13 protein-coding genes are annotated in these 15,564 nt (G+C 67.3%); 9 read left to right on the top strand and 4 right to left on the bottom strand.

Annotated features, from left to right (window positions below; genetic code table 11):
- Positions 1-5: 5 nt before the first annotated feature.
- The 3 genes from SP5_RS10990 to SP5_RS11000 are packed head-to-tail and all read right to left on the bottom strand — an operon-like array spanning position 6 to position 3,762.
- Complete coding sequence (locus tag SP5_RS10990; protein ID WP_042488368.1) at positions 6-965, bottom strand: ABC transporter permease; 960 nt, start codon at positions 963-965, stop codon at positions 6-8.
- Entirely contained in the window at positions 962-2,488 is a 1,527-nt protein-coding gene (locus SP5_RS10995) for an ABC transporter substrate-binding protein (RefSeq protein ID WP_217995695.1), read from the bottom strand. Before SP5_RS10995 ends, SP5_RS10990 begins: the two co-directional genes overlap by 4 nt.
- Positions 2,485-3,762 (bottom strand): NAD(P)/FAD-dependent oxidoreductase, encoded by a 1,278-nt coding sequence (locus SP5_RS11000; protein ID WP_245613468.1) that lies wholly within the window; start codon positions 3,760-3,762, stop codon positions 2,485-2,487. The genes SP5_RS10995 and SP5_RS11000 overlap by 4 nt, the downstream gene beginning before the upstream one ends.
- 336 nt (positions 3,763-4,098) lie before the next feature.
- Here SP5_RS11000 and SP5_RS11005 point away from each other — a divergent pair, with 336 nt between their 5' ends.
- From SP5_RS11005 to copD, 9 genes are all read left to right on the top strand, one after another.
- On the top strand, positions 4,099-5,010 hold the full coding sequence (locus SP5_RS11005) for a GNAT family N-acetyltransferase (RefSeq protein WP_167334701.1): 912 nt from the start codon (positions 4,099-4,101) through the stop codon (positions 5,008-5,010).
- Positions 5,010-6,476 (top strand): NAD-dependent succinate-semialdehyde dehydrogenase, encoded by a 1,467-nt coding sequence (locus tag SP5_RS11010; RefSeq protein ID WP_042488437.1) that lies wholly within the window; start codon positions 5,010-5,012, stop codon positions 6,474-6,476. Before SP5_RS11005 ends, SP5_RS11010 begins: the two co-directional genes overlap by 1 nt.
- Positions 6,473-7,540, top strand: coding sequence for a tartrate dehydrogenase (locus tag SP5_RS11015; protein WP_042488374.1), 1,068 nt, complete (start codon positions 6,473-6,475; stop codon positions 7,538-7,540). Before SP5_RS11010 ends, SP5_RS11015 begins: the two co-directional genes overlap by 4 nt.
- A 132-nt stretch (positions 7,541-7,672) precedes the next feature.
- On the top strand, positions 7,673-9,046 hold the full coding sequence (locus SP5_RS11020; protein ID WP_042488377.1) for an aminotransferase class III-fold pyridoxal phosphate-dependent enzyme: 1,374 nt from the start codon (positions 7,673-7,675) through the stop codon (positions 9,044-9,046).
- A gap of 43 nt (positions 9,047-9,089) precedes the next feature.
- Positions 9,090-9,584, top strand: coding sequence for an Lrp/AsnC family transcriptional regulator (locus tag SP5_RS11025; RefSeq protein ID WP_042488380.1), 495 nt, complete (start codon positions 9,090-9,092; stop codon positions 9,582-9,584).
- A 21-nt stretch (positions 9,585-9,605) separates the two neighbouring features.
- Positions 9,606-10,757 carry a M20 aminoacylase family protein gene (locus SP5_RS11030; protein WP_083748250.1) on the top strand — a complete coding sequence of 384 codons (1,152 nt, stop codon included), beginning with the start codon at positions 9,606-9,608 and terminating at the stop codon, positions 10,755-10,757.
- A 233-nt stretch (positions 10,758-10,990) separates the two neighbouring features.
- On the top strand, positions 10,991-13,207 hold the full coding sequence (locus SP5_RS11035; RefSeq protein WP_076711233.1) for a TonB-dependent siderophore receptor: 2,217 nt from the start codon (positions 10,991-10,993) through the stop codon (positions 13,205-13,207).
- Between the two features lie 121 nt (positions 13,208-13,328).
- Positions 13,329-13,691: a copper homeostasis periplasmic binding protein CopC gene (copC, locus tag SP5_RS11040; RefSeq protein WP_042488386.1), complete on the top strand. Its 363-nt coding sequence runs from the start codon at positions 13,329-13,331 to the stop codon at positions 13,689-13,691.
- Positions 13,692-13,695: 4 nt separating this feature from the next.
- Complete coding sequence (copD, locus tag SP5_RS11045; RefSeq protein WP_042488390.1) at positions 13,696-14,550, top strand: copper homeostasis membrane protein CopD; 855 nt, start codon at positions 13,696-13,698, stop codon at positions 14,548-14,550.
- Positions 14,551-14,634: 84 nt separating this feature from the next.
- On the opposite strand, the gene SP5_RS11050 is transcribed toward copD, so the two are convergent.
- Positions 14,635-15,378 (bottom strand): DUF4198 domain-containing protein, encoded by a 744-nt coding sequence (locus tag SP5_RS11050; protein ID WP_241823750.1) that lies wholly within the window; start codon positions 15,376-15,378, stop codon positions 14,635-14,637.
- Positions 15,379-15,564: the final 186 nt, after the last annotated feature.

A 15,564-nucleotide genomic window follows, 5' to 3' on the forward strand; every position in this document is an offset into this window, starting at 1 on the left:
CGCCCTCACCGGCGCCGCAGCCGGGGATTGGCCAGGATCGCGACCACGTCGGCGGTCGTCACCAGAACGAGATAGGCGGTGCAGAAGATGATCGCGACCGCCTGGACCAGCGGCAGGTCGCGAGTGGCGACCGCGTCGACCATCAGCCGCGCGACGCCGGGATAGTTGAAGATGATCTCGACCACGATGACTCCCCCCAGCAAGGTCGACAGGCTGAGCGCGATCGCATTGGCGATCGGCCCAATGGCGTTGGGCAAGGCATGGCGCAGCACCACGCGCGCGGGCGAACACCCCTTCAGCCGTGCGGCTTCGGCATAGGAGGTGTCGAGCGCGTCAATCACCGCCGCGCGCGTCATCCGCACCATCTGCGCCATGACGAAACAGGCCAGGCTGAACACCGGCAGCGCAAAGACGCGGACCATGTCCCAGCTCGAATGAATGTCGCGGGTCGAGGAGAGGGCGGGCAGCCAGTGCAGGGTGACGGCGAACAGCATGACCGCCAGCGTCGCGATCAGGAATTCGGGCACAGATACGATGCCGATGGTTGCGATGCTGATCGCCCGGTCGAACGCGGTGCCGCGCTGGACCGCCGCGACGATGCCCAGGGTCAGCGCGAACGGCACCGACACCAGCGCGGTCAGCCCAGCCAGCGTCAGCGAATTGCCCAGCCGTGCCCCGATCATTTCGCGCATCGGCAGGCCAGTAACCAGCGAATGGCCCAGATCGCCGGCCAGCACGCCGCCCGCCCATTCCAGGTATCGCCGCCATGCAGGCTGATCGAGGTGCATGGCATTGCGCAGACCCGCCAGCGCCTCGGGCGTGGCGCTTTGGCCCAGAATCGCCTCGGCGACGTCGCCCTCCATCATCTGGGCGATGGCAAACACCGCCAGCGAAACGAAGACCAGGGTCGCCAGGGCCGCACCGATCCGGCGGCCGATCAGCAGGATCAGGGGGGAGCGGATCATGCGCCCTCCAGCCATGTGTCGGCAGTGAAGTCGAAGCCCATCAATCCCCCCTGCGCCATGGGTTGCAGCCCCTTCAGCCTTGGGCTGTGCGCATCGAGCAGGCTGAGGAACAGCGGGATGCCGATACCGGACTGGTCGTGTACGAGATGCTGCATCTCGCCATAGAGCGACTTGCGGCGCGCCTCGTCGGTTTCGCCACGCGCGGCGACCAGCAGGCTGTCGAAGCGGGGATTCTTCCATCCGCTTTCGTTCCACGGCGCGTCGGAGGCGAAGAACTGGGTGAAGACGATGTCGGCGGTCGGGCGCGGATTGGTGTTGCCGAAACCCAGCGGCACCTTCATCCAGCTGTTCGTCCAGTACCCGTCGGACGGCACGCGGCGGATGTCGAACTGCACGCCCGCCCGCCGCCCGGCATTCTGGATCAGGACGGCCATGTCGTCCGACTTGTCCGCCGCCGTCGAGGTGACGATGGGCAGGCGCGCGCCGATCATCCCGGCCCGCGCGAAATGATGGCGGGCACGGTCGGGGTCGAAGGCGCGCTGCGGCACGCTGGGGTCGAAATAGGGGTTGGTCGGCGCGATCGGCTGGTCGTTGCCGATGGTCGCATAGCCGCGGAAGATGGCGCTGCGCATCGTCTCGCGGTCAAGCAGCAGCTTCAGGCCCTGGATGAAATCGCGGTTGCCGGTCTGCTTCTGGTCCAGCCGCGCGATCAGATTCGTATAGCCGCCCGACTTGGTGACCAGCAGGTCGAACCCGGCGCGCTCCAGATGGCTGGCGATGCGCGGGTTGATCGCATGGATCAGGTCGACATCGCCCGATAGCAGCGCATTGATCCGCGCATTGTCGTCGGAAATGCAAAACAGCTCCACCTCGCCCAGCCGGACCTGGCGGCGCCAATATTCGGGCCAGCGCACCGCGATCGACCGCACGCCGGGAGTGAACTCGACCATGCGCATCGGCCCGGTGCCGATCGGATGGTGAAAGTCCCGTGTCCCGTCGCGGATGATCTGGAACTGCGAAATGCCGAGAATCGTCGGCAGGTCGGAATTGGGGCTCTTCAGGGTGATGCGGACATGATCCGGTCCATCGGCACGGATCGAGGCAAATTGCTCGGCGAAGATGCGGGCCTTCGATCCGACCGCCGGATCGAGGTGACGCTTCAGCGAATAAACGACATCGGCGACGGTCAGCATCGATCCGTCATGGAACCGCACATCGCGGCGCAGGCGGATGGACCAATCGCGGGCGTCGCTTGTCTCAATCGACTCGGCCAGCGCGGGTTGCGGGCGGAAATGCTCGTCGAGCCGGGTCAGCCCGTCATAGACCATCGCGCAACGGCAGAAGTCGGACACCACGGTCTGGCGTGCCGGGTCCATCGTGTCGGCGGTCGAGCTGACTGCGACCGCGACCCGCAGCCGCCCGCCCGCGGGTTCGGGCCGCGCGGGCGAAAAGCCGCATGCGCCCAGCCCCAGCGACAGGCCGCCGCCGCCGATCAGGCGGATCGCGTCGCGCCGCCCGATCAATGCCGCCAGTCCTGATAGCGGTAATAGGCCCCGACCAGCGGCAGGAACCAGGGCGGCCCGAAATGTCCCGGTATGGCGGGCCAGTCGATGCCGTGAAACGGATTGGCCTCGGCCGGACTGGCACCGGTCATGATCCGCGCCATCACCTCGCCCATCAGGACCGAGATCTGCGTGCCGTGGCCGCTATAGCCCATCGCATAGTGGAGGCCGTCACGGATGCCCGCGCGCGGCAGGCGATCGGCGGTCAGGTCGACGATCCCGCCCCAATTGTGCGCGATGCGGACATCCGCCAGGGCGGGGAAAATCTCGCGCATCCGTGCTTCCAGGATCATGCCGCTGCGTATGTCGTTGCGCGGGCTGGACAGGGCGAAGCGGGCGCGGCCGCCGAAGATCAGGCGGTTGTCGGCAGTCAGGCGGAAATAATTGCCGATATTGCGCGTCGTCGTCGCGTTGCGCCGCCCCGGCATGACCATGTTCGCCAGATCACCCAGCGGCTCGGTCGCGACGATGAAGCTGCCGATCGGCACGATCCGCCGCCGCAGCCAGCCGAATGGCCCGGCCATGGACGCGCCGGTCGCCAGCAATACGGTGTCGGCGATGATCGTGCCGCGCGGCGTGACCAGCTTGTGGCGCCCGCCCGGCGCGCGGGTCAGGCCGGTCAGCGGCGTGTCCTCATGGATATGCGCTCCGTGCCGCTTCGCCGCACGCGCCAGCCCGGTGGCAAAGCGGCCCATGTGGAGCGACGCGCTGTGCGGGAAGACCAGGCCGCCATGGAATGCGTCGGACCGGATTTCCCCGGCCAGCCGGTCGCGGTCGAGCAGGCGGATGTCCGGCTCTACCGTCTTCGACAGCAATTCGGCGGCGCGGGCGAGCTTGGCGACATGTTCGGGTTTGTCGGCCAGCTTCAGCTTGCCGTTGCGGGTGAAGTCGCAGTCGATGGCTTCTTCGGCGACGATCGCCTCGACCCGGTCGACGCCGGTGTCGAAGGCGCGATAGAGGGCGGTGGCGCGCTCGCGGCCGAACCGAGCGCCCAGCGCGGCGAAATCGCCCGCGATGCCGTTGTTGCACTGGCCGCCGTTGCGCCCCGACGCCTCCCCGGCGATGCGTCCCGCCTCGATCACCACGACCTGCGTGCCCGCCAGAGCCAGGGCGCGCGCAGCGGCAAGACCCGTGAACCCGCCGCCCACGACAACGACCGAGGCACGGGCGGGCAGTGGGGTCACCCCCTCCGGAGCGAAGCGTTCGCCGCTATCCAGCCAATAGGATTCGAGCATCATCGTGCGGCTTTGCGTCCCCCGGCGAGAGGCCATCCCCGTGCGGCCCCGTCGCAGCATAGTCTGCTACGTCCGCCCGGCATCGTACCACTTTAGTTGTGTCACATGCCGGTCATATGTGCCGATCGGCCCCCGCCTCGCCGCACAGCATACCGCGCCCTCGTCTTCGGCCCGATGGGAGACGAGCGTGCAGGAGCGGGTCGGGAAGCCGCCGATGCCGGGTGCAGCATGATATTCCGCATCGCCCCGCAAATCACATGCGATATGCCCCGGCGGACTAGGCGGTGCGGCACCTCCTGCGCCATGGGGGCGGTAAAAAGGGCAGAGAGGATTTCGATGGAACAGCCAGCCATGCCGACAAGCGCCGACCCTTCCCCCGTCCAGGCCGAGCATCGGACGATGCGCCTGCGTGCGATGACGCTGCGGGACGTCGCCAGCCTCCATGTGCTCGCCAAGGCCGAGCAATGGCCGCACCGGGCGGAGGATCTGGCCGATATGCTGGCGGTCGGCACCGGCACGGTCGCCGAACTCGACGGCGAGATCGTCGGCACGACGATGTGGTGGCGCGCGGGACCCAAGACCGCGACGCTGGGCATGGTCATCGTATCCCGGCGGCACCGGGGCGCGGGGCTGGGCCGGATCATCATGGACTCGGTGCTCGACCAGATCGCGGCCGAGCTGGGTCCGGATGCCGCGATCGTGCTGAACGCCACTGAGGAGGGGCTGCCGCTCTATCGCAAGCTGGGCTTTCGCGGCATCGGCGAGATCCTGCAGCACCAGGGTGCGGCCTTTCAGGCGCCGCTGGTCCCGCTGGAGGCAGGGGAGCGGATCCGGCCGATGGGCGAGCGTGACGGCGCGGTCGTCGATGTACTGGTCCATGCGGCCACGGGCCTTGATCGCCCACCGGTCATGACATTGCTGCGCGAGAAGGCGCATGGCGTGGTGTTGACGCATGGTGACGCGGTGACGGGCGCGGCGCTGTTCCGCCGGTTCGGGCGCGGCTATGTCGTCGGGCCGGTGATCGCCCCCGACGCGACCCGTGCCAAGGCGCTGATCGCCCAGTGGATCGGGTCGCGCAGCGGCGAATTCATCCGGCTGGATATACATGGGAACAGCAGCTTGGGGCCGTGGCTGGAGGAGCTGGGACTCGTTCAGGTCGGCCGGGTGGTAACGATGGTGCGTGGCGCGGAGCCGCCTGCCGCCGTACCGGGACAGGCCTTCGCCATCGTCAGCCAGGCGCTGTGCTGATGTCCCGGGACCTTCGCGCGACCGGCCTGCTTGTCGAGACGATGCTGATCGGTGGGGCATGGCGCGGGGCCGGGGACGGCGCGACGCTGGACGTAACCGACCCCGCCACCGGGGCGGTGATCGGCACCATCCCGGCGGCGGGGGCGCCCGAGGCCGAGGCGGCGATCGCCGCCGCTGCCGAGGCGTTTCCCGCCTGGCGTCGCCGCACCGCCGATGACCGCGCCACGCTGCTGGAGGCGTGGCATCGGCTGATCCTGGACCATGCCGATACGCTGGCCGCGATCATGACTGCGGAACAAGGCAAGCCGCTGGCCGAGGCGTGGGGCGAGATTGGCTATGCTGCGTCGTTCGTGAAGTGGTTCGCGGGCGAGGGGCGGCGCATCGCCGGACATATGATCCCCGCGCCGACCACCGACCGCCGTATCCTTGCGACCCGCGAGCCGGTGGGGGTGTGCGCGGCGATCACGCCGTGGAATTTCCCCGCCGCGATGATCACGCGCAAGGTCGCACCTGCACTGGCGGCGGGCTGCACCGTGGTCATCAAGCCGTCCGAGCTGACGCCCTATACGGCGCTGGCGCTGGGCAAGCTGGCCCTTCGGGCGGGTATCCCGGCGGGGGTCGTCAATATCGTCACCGGCCTGCCCCAGGCGATCGGCGCGGCGTTGACCACATCGCCGGTGGTGAGGAAGCTTTCCTTCACCGGATCGACCCGCGTCGGCGCGCTGCTGATGCGCCAGTCGGCCGATACGCTCAAGCGACTGAGCCTGGAGCTGGGCGGCAATGCGCCGTTCCTGGTGTTCGACGATGCCGATGTCGATGCGGCGGTGGCTGGGGCCATGGCGTCCAAGTTCCGCAATGCCGGACAGACCTGCGTCTGCGCCAACCGGCTGTTCGTGCAGGACGGCATTCACGACCGCTTCGTGGCAAAGCTAGGCGAGGCGGTGCGGGCCTTGCGGGTGGGCGACGGGCGTGACGAGGGTGTGACGGTCGGCCCGCTGATCAACGCCGCCGCCACGACCAAGGTCGCCGAGCATGTCGCCGATGCGCTGGCGAAGGGCGCGCGCATCGCCGCCGCCCCCGATGGCGCGACCGGGGATGCCCGTTTCGCGCGGCCGGTCGTGCTGATCGATGCGACGCCCGACATGCGGCTGGCCTCCGAAGAGACGTTCGGGCCGGTCGCCCCGGTCTTCCGCTTCCGTGACGAGGCGGAGGCGGTGGCGCTCGCCAATGCGACGCCGTTCGGGCTGGCCAGCTATTTCTACACGAATGACCTGCACCGTGCCTGGCGTGTCGGCGAGGCGCTGGAGTTCGGAATGGTCGGGCTCAACACCGGCGCGCTGGCGATGGAGATGGCCCCGTTCGGCGGCATCAAGGCCTCCGGGCTCGGCCGTGAAGGCGGCCGCGAAGGCATCGACGAATATCTGGAAACCAAGGCGTTCCACTGGGGGGGATTGAAGGGCCTGTGACACAGTATCGGATCGCGGTGATCCCCGGCGACGGGATCGGCAAGGAAGTCGTGCCCGAGGGCGTCCGCGCGCTGGAGGCGGCGGCGGCGGCCTTCGGTTTCACCATCGCACAGGAATGGCATGATTTCGCCTCCTGCGACTATTATGTCCGCCACGGCCGGATGATGCCCGAGGACTGGAAGGCGCGGATCGGCGATGTCGATGCGATTTTCTTCGGTGCGGTCGGCTGGCCCGATACGGTGCCCGATCATATCTCGCTCTGGGATTCGCTGATCCAGTTCCGGCGCGAATATGACCAATATGTCAACCTGCGCCCGGCGCGGCTGATGCCGGGCGTGCCATGCCCGTTGGTGGGGCGAAAGCCCGGCGATATCGACATGATGATCGTGCGCGAGAATACCGAGGGCGAATATTCCGCCATCGGCGGCACCGCCTTTCCCGGCACCGACCGCGAGGTGGTGTTGCAGGAAACGGTGATGACCCGCACCGGCACCGACCGCATCCTGCGCTACGCCTTCGACCTGGCGCAGAAGCGGCCCGCCCGGCACCTGACCTCCGCCACCAAGTCCAACGGTATCGCGATCACCATGCCCTGGTGGGACGGCCGCGTCGCGGAGATGGCGAAAAGCTATCCCGAGGTGCGGACCGACAAATATCATATCGATATTCTGGCCGCACAGTTCGTGATGAACCCCGACCGGTTCGACGTTGTGGTCGCATCCAACCTGTTCGGCGACATCCTGTCCGATCTTGGCCCCGCCTGCACCGGCACCATCGGCATCGCGCCGTGCGGCAACATCAACCCGGACCGCAGCGTGCCGTCGCTGTTCGAGCCGGTGCATGGCTCGGCGCCGGACATTGCGGGGCAGGGGGTCGCGAACCCGGTCGGCCAGATCTGGAGCGCGGCGATGATGCTGGACCATGTCGGCGAGACGGCGGCGGCAGCCTCCATCGTCACCGCGATCGAGACGGTGCTGACGAGCGAGACCGGTCGTACCCGCGACCTGAAGGGGGCGGCCGACACCGTGCAGTGCGGCAAGGCGATCGCGGCGGCGATCGGCTGACGCGCGGACGCGGCATATTCTGCTGCCGGGTCGCAAAACTTGGCAGCTTGCGGCGGCGGGAAGGGTGGTGGCGGTCCCTCCCGCTGGTGAACCGGGCCTAGGATGGCGTCACCACAGACAACAAGGCCAGACATGCTCTCCAATTCGCTGATCGAGGCGGATCGCCGCCACCTCATCCACCCGGTCACGGCGTGGCGCGGGCACGAGGCGCGGGGTGCGACCGTGCTGACGCAAGGCCAGGGGATGTACCTGACCGACAGCGACGGCAACCGCCTGCTCGATGCGTTCGCTGGGCTGTGGTGCGTCAATATCGGTTATGGCCATGACAGCGTCGTCGAGGCCGCCGCCGAGCAGATGCGGCGCCTGCCCTATGCCACCGGTTATTTCTCCTATGCCAGCGAACCCGCGATCCGGCTGGCCGAGCGACTTGCGACCCTCGCCCCCCAGGGGCTGGAACGCGTCTATTTCACGCAGGGCGGTTCGGACTCGGTCGACTCGGCGCTGCGCTTCATCGTCCATTACTGGAATGCCAGGGGACGGCCGACCAAGAAGCACGTCATCGCGCTCGACACGGGCTATCACGGCTCGTCGTCGAACGGGGCGGGCATCACCGGCCTGGCCGCCTTCCACCGGCTGTTCGATCTGCCGCATCACTGGCAGCATCATATTCCGGCCCCCTATCCCTATCGTCATGCGGCCGGTGCCGATCCGCAAGCGGTGATCGATGCCAGCGTCGCCGCGCTGAAGGACAAGGTCGCCGAACTCGGCGCCGACCATGTCGCGGCCTTCTTCGCCGAGCCGGTGCAGGGCTCCGCCGGGGTGATCGTGCCGCCCAAAGGCTGGCTGGCCGCGATGCGCGCCGCCTGCACCGAACTCGGCATCCTGCTGGTGGTCGACGAGGTCATCACCGGCTTCGGACGCACCGGCCCCATGTTCGCCTGCGAACATGAAGGCGTGTCGCCCGACCTGATGACGCTGGCGAAGGGGCTGACGGCCGGGTACGTCCCGATGGGTGCGGTGCTGATGTCGGCCGACATCTATGCCGGGATCGCCGATGGCCCCGACAACCATCTGCCGGTCGGGCATGGTGCCACCTATTCGGGGCATCCGGTCTCGGCGGCCGTCGCGATGGCGGTGCTCGACCTGTATGAAGGCGGCATCCTGGCGAACGGTATCGCCCGTACGCCGCAGCTGGCCGCCGGGCTGGCGGCGATTGCGGACCACCCGCTGGTCGGCGACGTGCGGCAGGCGGGCATGCTGGCGGGAATCGAACTGGTCGCAGACAAGGCCGCGAAGACACGCTTCGACCCGGCGCTGGGTCTGCCCGACCGGCTGTCGCGGGCGGGCCATGCCAACGGCATCATCTTCCGCGCCTTTGCCGACGGGACGATCGGGCTGGCGCCTGCGATCAGTTGCGGCGAGGAGGACATGGCCACCTTGCTTGCGCGGCTGACGCGCACGTTGGATGATGTCATCGAGCAGCTGGAGGTGCGCAGCATATTGTGATGCGCGTATCTCGCACGGGGAATGAAGGGGTATATCCGCCACCATGACGTCAGCGCCCAAACTCGATCGACTGGACTTTCGTATTCTGGCGCAGTTGCAGCGCAATGGGCGGATCACCAATGTCGACCTGGCCGATGCCGTCGGCCTGTCGCCCAGCCCCTGCCTGTCGCGGGTCAAGCGGCTGGAAAAGGCGGGCTATATCACCGGCTATGGCGCGCATGTCGCGCTGGCCAAGCTGGGCGAGACGCTGACCGTCTTTACCGAGGTGACGTTGAAGGATCACCGCACCGGCGACTTTTCCCGGTTCGAGCAGCGCGCACGCAACGTGCCGGAAATCGTCGAATGCCACCTGGTCAGCGGCGGTTACGACTATCTGGTCAAGTTCATCACCCGCAACGTCTCGCAATATCAGGAACTGATCGAGTCGATTCTCGACAGTGATTTCGGGATCGAGAAATATTTCAGCTACATCGTCCTCAAGTCGCCGATCGTGAAGCGCTATGACCCGATCGAAACCTTGTTCGAGGATCGCGGCTGACACCATCACGAAGGTATGCCCATGCCCATCGACGCCCAGGAACTCGATCATCTCACCGCGTTGCGCCGCGATCTGCACGCGCATCCCGAACTGGGTTTCCACGAACATCGCACCGCCGGGATCGTCGCTGAGGCGCTCCGCGAGGCCGGGTTGGCGGTGACGACGGGGGTCGGCGGCACCGGCGTGGTCGGCACGCTGCGCAACGGCCCCGGCAACGGCGCGATCGGTTTTCGCGCGGACATGGATGCGCTGCCCTTCGCCGAGGCGACGGGGCTGGCCCATGCCAGCACGGTGCCGGGGGTCTTCCATGGCTGCGGTCATGACGGGCATAGCGCGACGCTGATCGGCGCGGCGCGGCATCTGGCGCGGATGCGCGATTTCTCCGGCACGATCCACTTCATCTTCCAGCCCGCCGAGGAAGGACTGGGCGGGGCCGATGCGATGGTGCGCGACGGCCTGTTCGAGCGGTTCCCGTGCGACCGGGTGTTTGCGCTCCACAACTGGCCCGACCTGCCGCTGGGCAGCGCGCGGACGCGGGCCGGTCCGATCATGGCGGCGGCGGACCGGTTCGACATCACCATTTCGGGGCGCGGCGGCCATGCCGCCATGCCGCACCAGACGCCCGATGCGATCCTGGCGGCGGCGACCCTGATCGGCGAGCTGAACACCATCGTCGCCCGCCGCGTCGCCCCGACCGAGAGCGCGGTGCTGTCGGTCACGAAGGTGACGGGCGGCGACTCGCACAATGTGATTCCGGCGCAGGTGAGTTTGACCGGCACCGTCCGCACCTTCTCCACCGCGGTGCAGGACCGGATCGAGCAATCGCTGCGCGCAATCTGCGAGGGCGTCGCACGGGCGAGCGAGACGCAGGTGGCGGTCGATTATGTCCGCTATTACCCGGCGACGATCAACGATGCCGATTGCGCGGAGATCGCGCTGGCGGCGGCGCGCGCAGTCTGCCCCGATGCGAAGGCGGCACCCGATCCGGCTTTCACGTCGGAGGATTTCGCCTTCATGCTGCGCGCGCGGCCGGGGGCCTATCTGTGGCTGGGGCAGCGCGACGAAGAGCATGTCGCGCCGCTTCATCACCCCGGTTACGATTTCAACGATGCCGCCATCCCGACCGGCATCGCCTGGTTCGCGCAGCTGGCGCGGACCCTTCTGCCAGCCTGACTCCAAACCGGCAGCCAGTCCCCGGCAGGATCGCGTCGGCCCGGCACGCGCAAATCCGCATTTCGTTCCGATCCTGTCATGGCTTCGCAATAAAATGCTTGTCGCGGCTGCCCATCATGTCGCCATCGCAGAGAGGGCGCCACATCGGCCCGCCGGTCCAGGGACCAGGACGAAGGCCAGGACGCCGTCGAGTTGAGGACGACGCGACATCCATTGAAGTCTTGGGGGATCCTATGCGCTACCGACATCTGCTATCGTTGAGCGTCGCCGGTCTGGCGATGACGACATCCACGGCGGCCTGGGCACAGACCATGCCGGTGGCGTATCACGACACGGCCGGGGCGGCCGGTCCGGGCACGGAACCCGACACCGCGGGGGCGGCGGAAGGGCAGCAGGCGGACATCGTCGTGCAGGGCCAGCGTCAGCAATATGTGGCCAACGTTCCCACGATCGAGGTGCCGCAGAGCATCCAGGTCCTGTCGGCCGAAACGTTGCGCGATGCCGGCGTGACCCGGCTGGACAATGCGCTGGACTTCGCGACCGGCATCGCGCGGCAGAATAATTTCGGCGGCCTGTTCGACGTGTTCGCCTGTCGCGGCTTCTCGGGGGATGAAGGCACGGCGAGCAATTATCTGGTCAACGGCTTCAACGCCGCGCGCGGCTATGGCGGGTCGCGCGACACGTCCAATGTCGAACAGATCCAGGTGCTGAAAGGCCCCAATTCCTCGCTGTTCGGGCGCGGGGAGCCAGGCTGCACCGTCAACATCATCACCAAGAAGCCGGGCTTCGTCCTACATGGCGGTGCAATCCTGTCAGCGGGCAGCTTCAACACCTATCGCAGCGAGGGCGATTTCAACGTGCCGCTGTCGTCGCGAGTCGCGATGCGCGTGACCGGCGCGGCGGAATCGGCCGACAGCTTCCGCGACTTCAATTCCAGCCGGAAGATCACGGTCACGCCGTCCTTCCTGGTCAAGCTGGGCGAGGACAGCTCGGCCAGCTATGAGTTCGAGTATATCGACCAGAAGGTAACTTTCGACCGCGGTATCGTCGCACCGACCGGCAACCTGTCGCTGGTCCCGCGCAACCGCTTCTTCGGCGAGCCTGGCGATGGTCCCGTCCATGTCCGCGCCATGGGGCATCAGGCCCAGTTGCAGCATGACTTCGACAGGAACTGGTCGATCATCCTGGGTATCGGCTATCGCGACACATTCTTCCGGGGCGTGTCGACCGAGGCCGAGCTGGCGGCGGGGCGTCAGCGGCTCTATTCCGACGGCATCACCCTGTCCCGCCAGCGCCGCGACCGCGATTACAAGACCACCGACCTGACCTTCCGTGGCGAGTTGAGCGGCAAGTTCGATACCGGGCCGCTGACCCATCACATGATCATCGGCGCGGACTGGGACGATTACGAACTGGATATCCTCCAGAATCGCTACCGTCCGCCCGCCGTCGCGTCGCAGGCCGCCGGAAATCTGGCGGCGGGCAACCGCATCGACATCTTCAACCCGGTCTATGGCAAGCGGCCCGCGGCGGGTGCGTTCCAGAGCTATCTGGAGCGGCAATATAGCTGGGGCGCCTATCTTCAGGACCAGATCGACGTCACCGACGCGCTGAAAATCCGCGCGGGCGGACGTTACGACCAGTTCGAGCAGATCATCGACGACCGCGCCGCGCGTCGCCGGACGCAGCAGCTGCGCACCGCGTTCAGCCCCTCGGTGGGCGCGACCTATCTGTTCGGGCCGCATGTCTCGCTCTACGCCAATTACGGGCGCGGCTTCCGTCCCAACAACGGCACCGATGCGAACAACAACGCCTTCGTGCCCGAGCGCACGACGTCGTACGAGGCGGGGGCCAAGGTTTCGCTGCTCCGCCAGCGGCTGACCGGCACGGTCGCGCTGTTCAAGACGACCAAGAGCAACGTGCTGACCGCCGACCCCGTCAACGCCAATTTCTCGCTCGCCGTCGGCAAGGCGCGCAGCAAGGGCGTCGAGGCCGAGCTGTCGGGCCAGCTGCCCGCCGGGTTCCGGGTGCAGTTCAACTATGCCTATATCGATGCCGAGGTGGCGCAGAACGCCCTCGATCCCAATTTCGGGTTCGGCCTGCGCGAGGGCGATCCGCTGCTCAATATCGCCAAGAACAGCGGCAGCGCGCTGGTCTTCAAGGACTTCGACATCGGCGAAAAGCGCCTGACCCTCGGTGCGGGCGTGAACTATGTCGGCAAGCGGCTGGGCGAGACCGGCTTCCGCTTCGCCAATGGCGATTTCTATTACCTGCCTGCCTATACGTTGACCCGCGTGACGGCGGCGTTCGAGGCGACCGACCGGCTGCGCATCTCGGGTGAGGTCACGAACCTGTTCAACGTCCATTACTTCCCCAGCTCCTATTCGCGGCTGTGGACGCTGCCCGGCGCGCCGCGCCAGTTCATGGTGCGGGTTGGCTATTCCTACTGACCGACGGGCGGTCGCCCCCGCCCGGCATGGCCCCAAAAAAGGGCGTGTCGGCGGAGGGGCGGCCGCTTTGCCTGCGTAAGGGTGGGTGACGGCAATTCACCCCCAATCGGAGTTTGATCCCATGCGTCGTATCCTGCTCGCCCTGACCCTGGTCGCGTCCCTTTCCGCGCCCGTGCTGGCGCATCCCAAGCTGCTGTCGGCCAGCCCTGCGGCCGACGCCACGGTCACGACCGCGCCGCGCACGCTGGTGCTCAACTTCTCCGAAACCCTGCTTGCGCCGATGTCGGGCGCCGAGCTGACGATGATCATGCCGGGCATGGCCGCACATGTCATTCCGACAAAGACCTCGGTCGGGGCGGACGGCCGCTCGCTGGTCCTGACCCTCGCCGCGCCGTTGCCACGTGGTCAGTATCAGGTCGCCTGGCATGTCGTATCCGCCGACACCCACCGCGTCACCGGCAGCTACAAGATCCAGGTCGGCTGACCCCATGATGCAGGTTGCGCTGATCCTGGTGCGGGGATTGTCGCTGGCCATCCTGCCTGGACTGTTCGGGCTCGCACTGTTCGCGAAGATACGGCGGTGGCCGCTGATGGCGGTCACCGCCTTTGCAATTTCGGTGTCGGCGATCGGCTTCGTCCTGCTGGCCGTCGCGATGACCGGCGGCGATCCGGGGGCGCTGAGCGGAGAATTGCTGGCCATGCTACTGCGCGACACCGCGCCGGGGCTGGCCTTTGTCATGCGGATATTGCTGCTGGCGGCGTTGCTGGTCACGCTATTGGCGCGGCCGATGGTGCCACGCTGCGCTGTCGCGCTGTTCGCGGCGGCCGCGACCGCGACGCTGGCCTGGAACGGGCATGGCGCGATGGATCCCGGCGCGCTCGGCTGGGTCCATCTGGGGGCGGACATCGTCCATATGCTGGCGGCCGGAGCCTGGATCGGCGCGCTGGTCGTCTTTGCCGGGCTTGTCCTCCGCCGTGCCCCCGATCGGGAGGAAGCGACCCGCGCCCTGGCGGGATTTGCCGGGGCGGGGAGCGTGATCGTCGCCGCCATCCTGGCGACGGGCCTCGTCAATGCGGCGATGCTGATCGGTGTCGACGGTATCGCTCGGCTGCCGGACACCCTTTACGGGCGGCTGATGATCGTCAAGCTGTTGCTGTTCGGGGCCATGCTGGGGCTGGCCTCGGCCAATCGCTTCGTGTTGACGCCGGGCCTGCTCGCGTTGGGCGACAGGGGGCTGCGGCACCTGCGGATCAGCCTGTCGCTGGAGCTTGCCGCCGCCGTCCTGATCGTCGGACTTGTCGGCTGGGCGGGGACAGCCGAGCCGCCGGTCTCCGCCAGCTGACCCTCCCGCGCCATGTGCGAGGGCGGGCGACGCAGCGAGCATCAGGGGCAGGATGCGATAGCGCATCCCGCTGGAGGGCCGGGTTCATTCTTCGGGCGCATGCGGCAGGGTGAAGGCGAGCGTCGCGGTATGTTCGTAACGGTCGATCTTGGTCGGCTGGTCCGAGGGTGAGACATAGACGGCGCGCAGCACGTTCAGCCCCTGGTTGCGCACAGGCAGGGTGACCCGGCCGTCCGCCCCGGTCGCGACCTCGGCCGCGTCGGGGTCGTTGACCATGTCGTTGATGACCGTCGCGCCCGCGATCGGCTTGCCCTTGAAGTATACGCGATAGGTCATCGGCGTGCCCAGCTTGGCGGGCAAAGCGCCGACCGGCACGATCTGCAGCGTCTGCGCCGGGATCAGCGGCACCGGCTTGGTCAGGGGGCCATGGATCATCGTGGCATATTTGATCGTCGTCTCGCTCTTGACCGCGTTCGGCACCTCATCCTTGGACTTCTTGACGAATTCGCCGTCGGGCAGCTTGGACCATGTGCCATTCTGCAGCACCGCGCTGACGATGGTCGGCGGCGCTTCGGTGTCGACCAGCACGACCGGTCCCGCCGTGCGCAGCTGCGCGCCGATCGGGTTCAGCTCGGCATCCCAGGCCTGGACGCTTTCCATATGGGGCTGGCGCTTGACCGCCTCCAGGTCGTCGGCGCCGATGCCATAGACGATGGCGATCTGCTTGGCGCGCTGCGCGAACCAGATGCCGTGAGCATCCGCCAGCGCGGGGATCAGGAGCCCTGCGGTCAGGGCGGTGGACCAGATCGGCGTCATTCGCTTCGCCACGTCATCACTCCTTTGCCAATGTCCCGAAAGGCTAGAGTCGAAAACGATCAACTCTGCTCACCCCTCCCCTTCAGGGGAGGGCTAAAACCGTGCAATGCTGATCGCTTTCAACTCTAGGCGTGGATCGTCCGCAGCTTTGATCGTCTTTTGCATTTTCCGCGAACAAGATGCCGTGACGGGGGGCGG

The organism is Sphingomonas parapaucimobilis NBRC 15100, assembly GCF_000787715.1.
Lineage (GTDB): Bacteria > Pseudomonadota > Alphaproteobacteria > Sphingomonadales > Sphingomonadaceae > Sphingomonas > Sphingomonas parapaucimobilis.